At 46.5% G+C, this 439-nt stretch carries 1 pseudogene; it reads right to left on the bottom strand.

What is annotated here, in order from left to right:
* Nucleotides 1-248: 248 nt before the first annotated feature.
* A pseudogene (locus AB4585_RS25045) lies at nucleotides 249-439 on the bottom strand (malate dehydrogenase); the annotation flags it as partial.

The raw sequence follows: 439 nt of genomic DNA, 5'->3' as shown, positions 1-439 counted from the left end.
GCACAGCCCACTGCTCATCGTGCAAACCTTCTACAAGCACCATCTCGTCTCTCTTATCTACGGCTAGGACGCGCCCCAAGCCTTCTGAAGACTCTACCCACATTCCCGTCGTGATCTTATCCATATCCATAGCCGTCGCCTCACTCTTGATGAATACAGGTTTTTACGCAGGTTATCTGTTACGGGATCAAAAAAGCGGATCATAAAGATCCGCTTCCAGTCATTATTACTCGGTTGTTAGAGATAGCTTATTTAGCGAACTCTTCACCCTTAGCAATATCGCCAGATAGAGTTTCAAGCATGTCATCGAGAGAAGCTCTTTCAAACTCACTTAGCACGCCGTAATCCAATACCTCTTCAATGCCTTCTGTACCCAGTTTAACTGGCTGTGCAAAGAAGCGAGTATGTTCACCACTGCCTTCGACATACGCACACTCAA

Origin of the sequence: Vibrio sp. 10N.222.49.C9, from assembly GCF_041474985.1 — a bacterium.
GTDB lineage: Bacteria > Pseudomonadota > Gammaproteobacteria > Enterobacterales > Vibrionaceae > Vibrio > Vibrio crassostreae_C.
The sequence above is the reverse complement of the archived record's forward strand: the minus strand, read 5'-3'. Positions and strand labels throughout refer to the sequence as shown.